We start from the raw sequence: 12,244 nt of genomic DNA, 5'->3' as shown, positions 1-12,244 counted from the left end.
GTCGGCGCGATGATGCTGTTGAGGATGGGATCGCCGGTGCGTTGCCGCGGCGCGTTCGGAAACGGATCCCAGGCGGTGACGTTGGAATCATAGCGGCTGCCGAGCTTGCCCTCGGCGCGGTAGATCTCACGCAGATACGCTTGCGTCTCGATGCGTCCACCGGAACGCTTGACGAACAAGGGATCGAGGCCGGTCAATTCGGTCACCTTGGTGATCATTGCGGCCGTCGCGGCAGGATCGGAACGGCCCTTCATCAGAGTCGTTGCGTAATCGCCGCGCGTGTAGGCAATGATCGGCGCCATGCTTTCGGCACTGAGCTTGCCTTCGCGCTCCAGATGCGCGGCAGCGATCGACGGCAGCGTGATCATCCACGGCAACGGCGAGACCGTGTCATCGCTCCAGGCCGAGGGGTCGAGATACGGCGAAACCAGGATCACGCCGCTCATCGCCACGCCAAGCCGGGTCTGCATGTACTCGGTGATGCGCGGTCCGCGGAAGCCGCCGTAACTTTCGCCGACATAGTATTTCGGCGAATTCATGCGGCCGTTCTTGACCAGCCAGTCGACCATGATCCGCGACAGATACTCGATGTCGATGTCGGTGCTGTAGAAATCCTTGGTTGCCTGTTTGTCATCAACCAGGGCGCGGCTGTAGCCGGTGCCGATAGGGTCGATGAAAACCATGTCGGTGAAGCCTAGCCAGGTGTCCGGATTGTCATGCAGGATCGGATCCGCCGATGGCGAATCCCCCTCGACACCAAAGTTCACCTTTTTCGGGCCGATTGCGCCGAGGTTGAGATAGACCGATGACGCGCCTGGTCCGCCATTCAATGCGAAGGTCACCGGTCGATTGCCAGAACCCATGGTGTAGGCGGTGTAGACGACTTCACCGGTGGTTTTGCCCTTGGCATCGCGCACCGGCAGTGCACCGACACTGACCGTATATTTCAGTGTGCGGCCATCGACCACAGTGGTCTGGGCAACGTGTGCCTCAGCCGGCAACGGCGGCAGCTTGAATGCTTCCTTGTTTGCGCTGTCGGCTTGCGCGTTGGCTGCATCGGCGGCAACTGCGTTTGTCGCAAGCAAACCGGCAACGCCGAGTGCGGCCAACAACACTATCTGCGTGAAAAATCGCATGGCAGGTTCCTCGCAAAGGGCGGCTGCCAAGCTTAGTTCACGAGGCGCTTGCCCAAGCGTGCCAGAAGCCATATCCGCAGGGGTCGGCCGGATTCATGGCGTGATCAAGCCCGTGCGCGATTCATGCCATGGACTTCCGGCTCCGCGTTGATCGGACCAGCATCTGCCGCGAACGAGCTCGAACGGCTACAATCGAAAGCTGTGCGCTACGAATCTGCGCGCGTTCAAATTCGTCGAATCAAGGAAGTCCGCATGTCCACCTCCGAGCAAAGCTGGTTTACCGAAGCCCACGAATCTTCAGGCTCATCAATTGGCTTTCGAACCCGTGCCCGCCTGCACGCCGAGCAGACACCGTTTCAGTCCATCGAGATCCATGATTCAACTGACTGGGGCAAGCTCATGGTCATTGATGGCTGCATGATGCTGACCACGCGTGACAACTTCCTCTATCACGAAATGATGGCGCACCCGGCCCTGTTTACACATCCTCGGGCCAAGCGCGTTGTCATCATCGGTGGTGGCGATTGCGGAACATTGCGTGAGGTGTTGCGCCACGAAGTGGTGGAATCCGCCGTGCAAGTCGAAATCGACGAGCGCGTGACGCGTCTGGCCGAAGAATATTTTCCCGAACTCTGCGAAGCAAACGACGATCCGCGCGCACAATTGATCTTCGACGATGGCATCAGATACATGGCCGAATGCGAGCCGGAGTCGGTTGATATCGTCATTGTCGACTCGACTGATCCGGTGGGTCCGGCTGAAGGCCTGTTCAATGCGGCGTTTTATGCGAGCTGCTTCAAGGCGCTGCGCAGTGGCGGCATTTTCGTCCAACAGAGCGAATCACCCGTGGCCCATCTCGACCTGATCAAATCGATGCGTTCGGCCATGCGCACCGCCGGCTTCCAGGCTGTGCGTACGCTGACTTTTCCGCAGCCTTGCTATCCAACCGGTTGGTGGAGCGCAACGCTGGCGCGCAAGAGCGCCGACCTTTCCGATTTCCGTGAACGCGGTGCGCAGACCAAACAATTCCCGACCCGCTACTACAACGCTGAAATCCACCGGGCCGCACTGGCCATGCCCGAGTTCATGCGGGCGGCACTGGGGGATTGAGGTCTGGTTTCTTGGTGGGCGAGGTGACACTGCGTTCAGTGTGACGGCGTGACATTCGCTATTTTGTTATCTTTTCTACACGCTGGTCGCTCCTACAAAAGCAGGCAGCCAGCGCCTTTGTATTTCTAAAGCACGCTCCTTTGGAGCGCGGCATCCATGCCTTTTTTCACTCGCCTGAGGCGAGTGAAACCCCGGCTGGTATGGCGCGCCGCGAAGTGACACGCTTTATTCGCGGCGCAGGCGATCCTGACGCGATAGATTCAATCCCGACCCTACCGGCTTCAGCCGGTTTTCGGCAACCGTGGCATGCCGTGCTGGTCGCGCTCTTCGAAGATCAACGCCTGGGTGTCGATGCGTGCCGAACCATGTCCTTGCAACGGCACCGCGGGCTGGCCGCGTTGATTGAGCAGGGAGTTCCTGTAGCAGCGATTGGCCAGCACCTCTTCGCCGGATCCGGCATAGCAGTCGCCGAGGGTTTCCCAGGCGATTGGTGATTCGGTGATCTGAACCGCGCGAAGCAGATATTGAATTCCCTTGCCCCAGAGTTTCTGGTCGCGACACAGGCGCCCTAGCGAGGTCAGCAACGAGGTACTGTTCGGCGCGATCGAGAGCCAGCCTTCGGCGTGTTTGGTGCGCATGGCGAGTTCGGCCGGCCCGAGATCGCTGTAGGTCAGCGACAATGAATCGTTCCATTCGCGACGCTGGGCCGATTCGATTTCGTCCATCGCCGCCAGGATCTGACCAAAGTGGGCGGCCCGGCGAGCGAACGCGGCAATGACTTCAGGCCGCTTGCGCTGGTTGCGATTGACCGAGCTCCACAAACTGTTGAGCCGCGCCTGTGAAGCGGCGCTATCCAGCGCGGCGACCAGAACCCGACCTTCCAGTTCAGACATCTTTGCGGCTGAAAATGATTGCGTCCTGGCCAGGGTCGGCAGTGCATCGAGTGCCGCTTGCGCATCGCTTTCGGCCAGCGCCGCCTCGACCAGCACGTTCCAGCCGACCGGTGACAGTTTGCCCGCAGCGGCCTTCGGTTTGAGCAAGGCCAGAACATCGGCGTGACGACCGCGCTCGCTGAGGAACTTCGCGCGCTGGGCGAATGCAGCAGCCACGACATCGTTCGCTGCCAGATCCAGCGCGGTTTGTGCCGCAGCATCGTCGCCGCGCGAGTGTGCGGCGCGCGCCATGGCCAGATACGCAGGGCCACGCACGGCTGGTTGCTTCGCTGCCTTGGCCAACAGACGCTCGGCGTGCTGATAGCGACCTTCAGCAAAAGCAGCCATGCCGTTGGCCAGATTTTCGCGAGCGCGCTTGCGCTGGCCACGAATCCAGACTCGCGCCGGCCAGCGCAACAAACGCCAGGCCAGGCTCATCAAGGCCCAGCTCACGAGCAAGGCTACGACGCTGAATACCAGGGTCGTCTCGATCGAGGTCCCGCGCAGGCGAATCAACACATAGCCCGGATCCTCGACCACCCACTGCCAACCGAAGGCCGCGCCTGCGGCGACAACGAGCAGAAGCAGGATGCCGATCCAGACTCTCATGACGTCGGCTCTTCGCTTGTTGCCGGATCAGGGTTTGCGGGCGCTTGTAGCGGCCCGGTCGGTACAGATTCGGGCTTCAACGGGGCTTTCATTGGGTGTGACAACGCCCGCGTCGTGCGCAAATTGCGCAACTCGCTCAATGCAGTGCCAAGCTCGGGCAAGGCCGGGGCCAGTGGTGTCGCTTGCAGTTTATCGAGCGAGGCCAGGGTTGCGCGTACTTCTGTGGCTTTGGTGTCGAATGCCGTTTCGACGCCCTGCCGCGCGCGCTTCAAGGCGGCGTCGAAACCCTCCTGATCGCGGGCAAACAGCGCCGCCTCGGCCGCGCGCAGGTCTAGCGCAATCAAGGAACGGGTCAGTTCCTCGTTGCGCAGGGTGAATGCCGAGCCCGCCTCGTCATGGCTGATATGGACGAATTGATCAAGGATCTCGCGCAGACGTGAGCGCTGCGCATTCGGTTGCTCTGCCGTGCTGGATGGATTCGCTTTCATTGGCAGACCGTTGAGACCGGCACGCAGGTCGGCCAGCGTGTTCAGCGTGGCTCGTGTCTGCATTGGCCTGGCTGCAGCGAGCGCCTGCATCTCCGCGCTGATGGTCTGACGGACGCTGGCAAACAGCGGATCCTCAGCCGCGGCGAGAGCGCTGTCGGCGAGCCGATAGGCAGCCATCGCACCGCTCGCATCACGAAACAAGGCGAGCCGCTCGCCGGCCAGCTGCAATATGAATTCGGCTTCGTTGAGCGCCATTGCATCGCGATTGTTGAGGCGCTGTTCGGACAGATTGGCAACCGCATCTTCGAGGGCGCGCGAACGTTCTCCGAAAGAAAGAACTTCCTCGCGGATGCCGCGATTCATCGATTCGGCATCATTGTAGCGAGAGCGCAGGCTGTCGACATCACGACGAAGTTGCTGATTGGCCTGCGTCAGGTCATTGATCTGGGCGGCGAGCGCATCATCACGACCGCTGTCCCGCTCGCGCATTTGTTGATCGAAATACCACCAGGCTGCCGCGGCGATTCCGATCAGCACGAGGATGACAATAATGACTCCCGCTCCACCTCGTCGTGGTCCCTTCGCACCTTGCTTGTCCTTGTTGCGATTGGCCGGTGCGGGCAATTTCGCGGGGGTCTCAGTTTCCATGATGTCCATGCTAGCAGTCTGTCGGGCTTTGCTGGTAGAGGCGAGTCTACGGAACCTGTCACGCAAGCTTCGATCAACTCCAGTCTTGCTGCCGGTCACTTCTTTCCTATATTCGATGCCTCGACAAGACGAGCCTGGCCGCTTCCAGCAAATCACTGCCGAGCGCCGAACGCGCCTCATGAACATCGCTGAAACCGAGCTCATGCGCCTGCTCGGCAAGTCTGGCGCTGCTGACAACGAGGGCTTCCTGCTGCCAGCGCAGGCGCAGTTCCTGGGGAATCACTGCAAGCAGGTTGTTCAGGATCAGGCTGCTGGAAACCAGGCTGATCCATGGTCGTGGCGCCTGCTGCAGGGCCAGGAAATGGGAGTGCTGCAGAGCTGGCGGCTTGCGCTGGTAGACGGCAATCCGCTCAACCTGCGCTCCGCGTTCGCGCAATGTCGGCGCAAGCAGGTCCCTGCCTCCGGGCGCATCGATGATGGCGAAGGTTTTTCCCTTGACCCTTGCCAGCACGGGTTCGGCGAGCAGGCCTTCGCTGTTTTGCGCACCGCGTGGAGCGATTGCCGCGATTGTGTGACGAGCCAGTGCGCGGCGTGTGCCTTCACCGACCGCCAGCGCCTGCGGCCAATCCGGGGTCGAACCGGCACCAAGCAAGCGCCGGCAAAAGCGCACCGCATTCGGGCTGGTAAATATCCAGTGATCGGCCGAGTGTGCGGCTTTCAGCGCGCTCCTCGCAGCGTCGACCGCATCGACCTCGCTGATCACGACACCGGGCAACAATACGACCTCGGCGGCACACGCTCTTGCCGCACGCGCCAGTCCGGCGGCATTCGCTTTCGGCCGCGTGATGATGATGCTGGCACCGGCCATCGAGGTGCTATGTGAGGGATTCGATTCAGGCATGGACGCGCGCTACATACGGTGGCGTATAGCATAAGCCGCTTGTATCGATACGCACACCACGCGCACACTCGCGGCCTTTCGTCGCAAGGTCAAGCATGAACGCACGTCTAATTGAACAAGGGATTGCCCCGACAAAGCGCGATGCGTTGCGTCAAGGTGTTGAAGATCAGTTGCTGCTCGACATTCCGATGGCCCGCGCCATGCAGCTCGGCATCAGCGCCTGGGATGGCGAGTCGCTGTGCATGAGCGCACCGCTGATACCCAACGTCAACGACAAGGGTTGCGCATTCGGTGGCAGCCTCGCCAGCGTGATGACCCTGGCTTGCTGGTCGCTGATCAAGCTTGCGGCCGAGCAAGCTGGCGAGGCGTGCGATATTTATGTTCAGGACAGCACCGTGCGCTATCTGAGTCCGGTCTGGAACGATTTCGATGCGCAATCGCGTCTCGCTGCGGATCAATCGTGGCAAGCGTTCTTTTCGGCCCTGCATTCACGCGGAAAGGCGCGACTGCGTGCCGAGTGCGAGATCCACCTTGCCGATGGCACGGTCGCGGCCAGTCTGAGCGCCCGCTTCGTCGCATTGCGACCTGGCAGTCTGTCGGGCGTTGCCGGTTGAGGCGAGAGTTCGACGGGGCGAGGACCGCATTTCGTCGATTCACAACTCGTTCCAACAGAGACCGGCAAGTTGCCAAATCGCGTCAATACGGCACAATCGGTGATCGCACGCCCAACCTGAGGAGCTGGCCGAAGACACTGCATCGCGTTTCCACCCGCTGCATTTCGATCGGAATGATCGGCCTGGTTCTGTTCGCACTCGCAGCGCCGGTCGCAGCCAAATCGCGTGAAAAGGCTCTCACCGAGACTTTGCGCACCTACGCCGCAACGATCCGCTGGGGCTCGATCGAACAAGCCGAAGCCTTCGTCGACCCCGAATACCGCTTGGCGCACCCACTGACCCAGCTCGAACTCGACCGCTTCAAGCAGGTCCGCATCACCAACTACAACGACACGGCTCCGGTCCCGGTCAACGACAATGAAGTCCGCCAGACTGTCGAAATCGGCATTGTCAACGTGCACACCCAGGAAGCTCGAAGCATCATTGATCGTCAGGTCTGGAAATACGATCGCAAGGCCAAGGTTTGGCTGCTGAGCAGCGGATTGCCGGATATCACGCACAAGGATTGATCGGGCTCTCCGGACCCGGAAGACTCCACGTCCGGAGTGTCTTGCCAGACCCAGGCAGCCGCGCTGGCGCTTGCCTGAACAGCCGTAAATATGCCTGTACGAAATTCCCCGCGAATCCAGTGTCCGCGTGATTGCCGCATGCGTTCAGCATCGACCCGTGCCTGAGTCGAAAACACGGGCGAAAATTGGGCGCAATGTTCAGGCTGGCGCGAAGAAGTCCATTACTTTGTTGACCGTATTGGTCAACCATTATTGCTTTTGGACGCCCATGGACTCTATGAAAAACCCGATCTTCGACGTTTTATCGGATTTTGGAGAAATAGTTACTTTCGTTCACAAAAATCCGTTGTGCTCCGCAAGTGATTGATATTTGGGGCGTTATAAAGCGTTATTGCTACTTTATATGGTTGTATCATCGCGTTTCATACAGAGCCTATTGACAAATGACATCGAAAGCGCGATGACTACGCTTGCCCGAATGCGCAACGCATCGGGGATGTAATCGACAGTATCGGCACAGGAAGCGCCGCTATTGACGAGGTGGGGAGCTTTCCCGATCGACTACGTCATTCGCTGGTCCGAAATTCGGGCAAATGCGGACTGGCTTCTAGACGAAAGGGGACTTCACATGGATATCGTCGCAACAACGTCGGTGGCAATGGGTCTTCCATCGCGCCACCTTGATCGAGCAACCCTTCCTCATCGATTCCGGCTTCAGTGGCTGATATTGCTCGCCGCTTTCGGTGTATTTCTTTGTATTGCCGCGCAGGCTTCGGTACCAACGCAACCGAACGCATCAGTTATTGTTTCGAATGGTGACTTTTCCAATCCTGCCAACGACGGCAGCATTGGCGGTGGCGTCGTTGGTGGTTCAGGCGGCGGGCCGATCGGCAGTGGTCCGTGGGCCGGCAGCTACAACGGCATTGCCGCACTTCTCGCACCGCCAACGCTGACCATCGGCGCCGGCAAAGCGCAAATTGGAGGCCTGCTTGGCGTCAATGCTGTGGGAATTCTCAATAACAACGGTCGATTCCGCCTGAACACCGGAATCGCCTGGCAGCCCAACCGGCGCTATGTCCTTGAAGCCGACATTGATGCCAGCAGCGTGCTCACCGCCAACGTGCTGTTGGGCGGCAATGTCGGCATCGCCATATCGACTGATATCAGCAAGGCATCCCGCGTGGTCAGCAGCACGTCGGGCACGGCAACCCTGAGTCTGCTCAGCGGCACGACCTACCGGGTCAGTGTGGAATACGTCACCGGCGCAAGTGTCAGCGGAAACATTTTCGTGCAGCTGTTCGGCGAACCGAATGGCTTGCTCGGCGTCAACCTGCTTAGCGCGGTCAGCTTTGACAATGTCACCTTGCACACCTACCTGTTGACCCAGACACCGACAACCATTGTTCCAGCCAACCCCGGACCGTATACCGGAACGGTCGGCGGCGTAGTGGATCCTGACATCGGTGTTGTCGTACTGGATTCAATCGGCGATCCGATTCCTGGCGTCACGGTAACCTTCACCGTACCCGCCAGCGGCCCCAGTGCAGTGGTCACACCGAACCCGGCGACCACGGGCGCGGATGGCATTGCCCATGTGACGACCACCGCCAACACAATCGCAGGCGACTACGACATCACCGCGACCGTGTCCGGCATTGGCACGCCATTCGTCTACCACATGACCAATCTGGCCGGACCGCCGGCACAGGTCGGCGGTGTCAGCGGTGGTGGCCAGAACGCGACCGCCGGCAGTCCATTCAGTGCACCCGTCGGTCTGCAGGTTCTGGATCAGTACGACAACCCGGTTGCTGGCGTGCAGGTGACGTTCATCCCGCCATCATCCGGCGCCAGCTCCTCATTTGCGCCGAATCCCGCCACAACCGACGCCAATGGCCAGATTTCGGTGACAGCCACGGCCAATACGATTGCCGGCACCTACGACGTTGAGGTCAGCGTCAGTGGTGTTTCGCCGTCGACGAACTTCCAGTTGACCAATACGGCCGGCCCGGCTGCGCAACTCGGCAATGCCAGCGGTGGTGGACAGGGTGCCGAGGTAGGCAGTTCGTTCACCAATCCGGTTGGATTGCAGGTGCAGGATCAATACGGCAACGGAGTCAGCGGAGTCACGGTGACCTTCAGCTCGCCGCCGCCATCCCAGGCGAGCTCGACCTTCACCCCGAACCCGGCTGTATCAGACGCCAATGGAATGGTCTCGGTCGCGGCGCAGGCGAACACGATCGCCGGCACCTACGATGTCGAGGCGAGCATCAGCGGTGTGCCTACACCGATGACCTTTGAACTGACCAACCAGGCGGGTCCGGCGGCCTCGATCGGCAGCCTTTCCGGCTCTGGCCAGGGCGCGGTAACGAATACGCCGTTTGCCTCATTGCTGGGTCTGCAGGTCCTCGATCAGTACGCCAATCCGGTTGCTTCGGTGATGGTCACGTTCACGCCTCCGTCGAGTGGCCCGAGCGCAGTCGTCAATCCGGTCACGGTCATGAGTGGACCCGGCGGGCTTGTCTCGACCACGGCCACTGCAAACGGCATCGCCGGCGAATACAGCATTGATGTCAGCGTGGCGGGACTCGGATCGGTTGCACAGATTGATCTGACCAACATGCTCGACCCCACGATCGGCGTCGATGACGTCGGCGAAAGCCATCAGAACACCTCGATTGATGCACCGTTCTCTTGTGTCCTGCTGGTGCAGATCGTGGACGGTACGGGCACCCCGATGCCCGGGCTTGCAGTCGACTTTGACGCACCGGCCAGCGGTGCATCGGCCATGCTCGCGAATGATTCAAGCAGCGGCACCCACATGCAGGTCAATAGCGACGTCGATGGATTCGCCTGGGTTGAAGCCACTGCCAATGGCATCGAAGGCAGCTTCATCGTTGCAGCCCAACTCAAGTATTCGCTCGCGCCGGTCAAGGAGTTTCATCTCAAAAACCTTGCCGCCAATGATCCGATCATGGGCAATGGTTTTGACGGAATCTGCATACCGTTCGCTGCAACTCTGGAGGTTCCGGCTGACTCCGGGAAATAGTTTCTGCTGAAGGCCACGGAAGGCCGCCCTCGCCACCGTCGATTCGTCGGCGGTGGCTTTTTATTGAACGTTCTTCACGCCACCACGCCATAGCTGCGCAGCAAAGCATCCGGGCTTGGCTCGCGGCCCCGGAATGCGATGAAGGAATCCAGCGCGGGGCGTGAGCCACCGACCGCGAGGATCGCTTCGCGCCACGCTTTGCCAACCTCCGTGTTGAAGACGCCTTCCTGCTCGAAGCGCTCGAAGGCATCGGCGGACAACACCTCGGCCCACAGATAGCTGTAGTAGCCCGCGCCGTATCCGCCCGCGAAAATGTGGGTGAAGGCATGCGGGAAGCGATGCCATGATGGCGGTGTCAGTACCGAAACTTCACGACGCACTTCATCAAGCACCTCCATCGTGCGGGCACCGATCACCGGATCGAATTCATGATGCATACGGAAGTCGAACAGGCCAAATTCCAACTGGCGCACAAGAAACAGGCCGGATTGGAAATTGCGCGCCGCCTGCATGCGTTCGAACAATTCATTGGGCAGACGTTCGCCGGCTTTCCAGTGGCGTGCGATCAGATCGAGTCCCTCACGCTTCCAGGCAAAGTTCTCCATGAACTGGCTCGGCAATTCGACCGCATCCCATTCGACCCCGCTGATGCCCGAGACACCGGCATAGTCGACTTCGGTCAGCATGTGGTGCAAGCCGTGGCCGAACTCGTGGAACAGGGTGATGACATCATCGTGAGTCAGCAGCGAAGGCGCGCTTGCCGTCGGCGGGGCAAAGTTGCAGACCAGAAACGCGATTGGCAACTGCACCGCGTCACCCTTGCGAAGTCGTGAACTGCAGACATCCATCCAGGCGCCACCACGCTTGCCGCTGCGCGCATACAAATCAACATAGCAACCAGCGAAGACCTTGCCGTCCGCATCGAGCAAATCGTAATAGCGCGCATCGTCGTGCCAGACATCGACATTCTCACGCAGGCGCACGCTGACACCGAGCACCCGTCCGATCACCGCAAACAAGCCCTCGATGACTGCGGGCAACGGGAAGTAGGGTTTCAGCTCTTCCTCATTCAAGGCATATTTTTGCTCGCGCAGCTTTTCCGCTGCATAGGCGATGTCCCAGGGCTGCAGATCCGTGATTTGCAGTTCATCGGCGGCGAACGTGCGCAATTCAGCCAGATCGTTCTCGGCCATCGGCCTGGCCTTGGCGACGAAATTGCGCAGGAAGCTGATGACTTGATCCGGCGATTTGGCCATCTTGGTCGCCAGCGATTCCTCCGCCGTGCTGGCAAAGCCGAGCAACTGCGCCGACTCGTGACGCAAGGCCATGATCTTTTCAATGCGCGCACTGTTGTCAAACTTGCCGCCATCGGAATGCTCCGATGCGCGGGTGCCGTAAGCGCGATAGACGCGGGCACGCAGGTCGCGATCATCGGCGTGGGTCAGCACCGCCTGCACACTTGGCTGCTTGAGTGTGATCAGCCAGCCATCGAGTTCCTTTTCCTCGGCATCGGCGCGCAGCACGGAGCGGCCGGACTCGGGAATGCCGGCCAGACCGGCTTGATCAACGATGTGCTCAGTCCAGGCATCGGTGGCATCAAGCACGGCTTCCTCGAACTCGGTAGACAGCGTCGCCAGCTCACTGGAAATTTCGCGATAGCGCGAGCGTGCGGGCTCATCCAGGGCGACACCAGCAAGCACGAAGTCACGCAGCTCATGTTCGATCAGGGTTCGCGCTGCCAGCGGCAAGTTTGCGAACTCCTCCGATTCAGCGACCGCCTTGACAGCGGCGTAGAGCTCGCGGTTCTGGCCGAGCGCGGAGCTGAAGGCGACGATCTTGTCCTGTGCACGTGCATAAGCTTCGCGCAGCGCCTCGGAATCCTTGACCCCATGCAGATGACCCACAGGAGCCCAGGCCCGCGACAGGCGATTCTCCAGTTGCTCACAGACATCGATGACATTGCCAAAGCGGCGCGGCGCGGTCGATGCCAGCAGCGTATCGACCCCATTCTGGTAGTCCGCGAGGATGGCATCGATGGCCGGTTCGACGTGTTCGGGAAGGATCTCCGAGAATCGCGGTAGCCCGGTCGGTTCGAGTAGCGGATTGGTCATCTGGGTTCCGTGATTGTTTTGGCCGAGGTCGTGAACTTGGAGCGCGAATGGCGCAAAATCAAGCGCTGACAGCTTCTCGA

At 60.2% G+C, this 12,244-nt stretch carries 9 protein-coding genes; 4 read left to right on the top strand and 5 right to left on the bottom strand.

Features of this window, described 5'->3' with window-relative positions:
* Positions 1-1,136 (bottom strand): S10 family peptidase (locus VFN25_RS15030; RefSeq protein WP_325143348.1); only part of this gene is annotated, 1,136 nt, incomplete at its 3' end.
* A gap of 252 nt (positions 1,137-1,388) precedes the next feature.
* Between VFN25_RS15030 and speE the strand changes: the two genes are divergently transcribed.
* On the top strand, positions 1,389-2,246 hold the full coding sequence (gene speE / locus VFN25_RS15025) for a polyamine aminopropyltransferase (protein ID WP_325143346.1): 858 nt from the start codon (positions 1,389-1,391) through the stop codon (positions 2,244-2,246).
* 281 nt (positions 2,247-2,527) lie between these two features.
* Here speE and VFN25_RS15020 read toward each other — a convergent pair whose 3' ends face one another.
* The 3 genes from VFN25_RS15020 to VFN25_RS15010 all read right to left on the bottom strand — a co-directional run bounded on the left by VFN25_RS15020 (position 2,528) and on the right by VFN25_RS15010 (position 5,824).
* Positions 2,528-3,787 carry a heme biosynthesis HemY N-terminal domain-containing protein gene (locus tag VFN25_RS15020; protein WP_325143344.1) on the bottom strand — a complete coding sequence of 420 codons (1,260 nt, stop codon included), beginning with the start codon at positions 3,785-3,787 and terminating at the stop codon, positions 2,528-2,530.
* Positions 3,784-4,923, bottom strand: a complete 1,140-nt coding sequence (locus tag VFN25_RS15015) for a uroporphyrinogen-III C-methyltransferase (protein ID WP_325143341.1) — start codon at positions 4,921-4,923, stop codon at positions 3,784-3,786. The genes VFN25_RS15020 and VFN25_RS15015 overlap by 4 nt, the downstream gene beginning before the upstream one ends.
* 106 nt (positions 4,924-5,029) lie before the next feature.
* A complete protein-coding gene (locus VFN25_RS15010; protein WP_325143339.1) occupies positions 5,030-5,824 on the bottom strand; it encodes a uroporphyrinogen-III synthase in 795 nt (264 codons plus the stop codon).
* Positions 5,825-5,919: 95 nt separating this feature from the next.
* Between VFN25_RS15010 and VFN25_RS15005 the strand changes: the two genes are divergently transcribed.
* The 3 genes from VFN25_RS15005 (at position 5,920) to VFN25_RS14995 (ending at position 10,053) form a co-directional block, all read left to right on the top strand.
* A complete protein-coding gene (locus VFN25_RS15005) occupies positions 5,920-6,438 on the top strand; it encodes a YiiD C-terminal domain-containing protein (protein ID WP_325143337.1) in 519 nt (172 codons plus the stop codon).
* 173 nt (positions 6,439-6,611) lie between these two features.
* The gene (locus tag VFN25_RS15000; protein WP_325143335.1) at positions 6,612-7,007 is read left to right on the top strand and encodes a hypothetical protein; all 396 of its coding nucleotides are present in this window, start codon (positions 6,612-6,614) and stop codon (positions 7,005-7,007) included.
* A gap of 628 nt (positions 7,008-7,635) precedes the next feature.
* Entirely contained in the window at positions 7,636-10,053 is a 2,418-nt protein-coding gene (locus VFN25_RS14995; protein WP_325143333.1) for an Ig-like domain-containing protein, read from the top strand.
* 74 nt (positions 10,054-10,127) lie between these two features.
* Here VFN25_RS14995 and VFN25_RS14990 read toward each other — a convergent pair whose 3' ends face one another.
* Positions 10,128-12,164: a M3 family metallopeptidase gene (locus VFN25_RS14990; RefSeq protein ID WP_325143331.1), complete on the bottom strand. Its 2,037-nt coding sequence runs from the start codon at positions 12,162-12,164 to the stop codon at positions 10,128-10,130.
* Positions 12,165-12,244: the final 80 nt, after the last annotated feature.

It is taken from the genome of Dokdonella sp. (genome assembly GCF_035703485.1).
Lineage (GTDB): Bacteria > Pseudomonadota > Gammaproteobacteria > Xanthomonadales > Rhodanobacteraceae > Dokdonella.
This window is presented reverse-complemented; position numbering and strand designations above follow the sequence as displayed.

Bases quoted from the DNA above. Each gene is read 5' to 3' on its own strand.
- VFN25_RS15010 (WP_325143339.1), bottom strand. From the start codon at position 5,824: ATGCCTGAATCGAATCCCTCACATAGCACCTCGATGGCCGGTGCCAGC.
- VFN25_RS14990 (WP_325143331.1), bottom strand. From the start codon at position 12,164: ATGACCAATCCGCTACTCGAACCGACCGGGCTACCGCGATTCTCGGAG.
- VFN25_RS14995 (WP_325143333.1), top strand. From the start codon at position 7,636: ATGGATATCGTCGCAACAACGTCGGTGGCAATGGGTCTTCCATCGCGC.
- VFN25_RS15000 (WP_325143335.1), top strand. From the start codon at position 6,612: ATGATCGGCCTGGTTCTGTTCGCACTCGCAGCGCCGGTCGCAGCCAAA.
- VFN25_RS15015 (WP_325143341.1), bottom strand. From the start codon at position 4,923: ATGGAAACTGAGACCCCCGCGAAATTGCCCGCACCGGCCAATCGCAAC.
- speE (WP_325143346.1), top strand. From the start codon at position 1,389: ATGTCCACCTCCGAGCAAAGCTGGTTTACCGAAGCCCACGAATCTTCA.
- VFN25_RS15005 (WP_325143337.1), top strand. From the start codon at position 5,920: ATGAACGCACGTCTAATTGAACAAGGGATTGCCCCGACAAAGCGCGAT.
- VFN25_RS15020 (WP_325143344.1), bottom strand. From the start codon at position 3,787: ATGAGAGTCTGGATCGGCATCCTGCTTCTGCTCGTTGTCGCCGCAGGC.